The sequence below is a fragment of the Terribacillus saccharophilus genome (genome assembly GCF_002272745.1).
GTDB lineage: Bacteria > Bacillota > Bacilli > Bacillales > Amphibacillaceae > Terribacillus > Terribacillus saccharophilus_B.
The window spans coordinates 1-438 of record NZ_NPBD01000029.1 but is presented as its reverse complement, the minus strand read 5'-3'; the positions used below and the strand labels follow the sequence as shown (position 1 = coordinate 438).

The 438-nt window shown below is 55.9% G+C and carries 1 rRNA gene; it reads left to right on the top strand.

Going from position 1 to position 438, the window contains the following annotated elements:
• Positions 1-438: ribosomal RNA gene (locus CHH58_RS18055) — 16S ribosomal RNA — on the top strand; the annotation flags it as partial.

The following is a 438-nucleotide window of genomic DNA, read 5'->3' as shown; positions in this document are numbered from 1 at the left end:
CGGCGTGCCTAATACATGCAAGTCGAGCGCAGGAAACCAGATGACCCTTCGGGGTGATTCTGGCGGAATGAGCGGCGGACGGGTGAGTAACACGTGGGCAACCTGCCTGTAAGACTGGGATAACTTCGGGAAACCGGAGCTAATACCGGATAGTATTTCCTTTCTCCTGATTGGAAATGGAAAGACGGTTTCGGCTGTCACTTACAGATGGGCCCGCGGTGCATTAGCTAGTTGGTGGGGTAATGGCCCACCAAGGCGACGATGCATAGCCGACCTGAGAGGGTGATCGGCCACACTGGGACTGAGACACGGCCCAGACTCCTACGGGAGGCAGCAGTAGGGAATCTTCCGCAATGGACGAAAGTCTGACGGAGCAACGCCGCGTGAGCGATGAAGGCCTTCGGGTCGTAAAGCTCTGTTGTTAGGGAAGAACAAGTA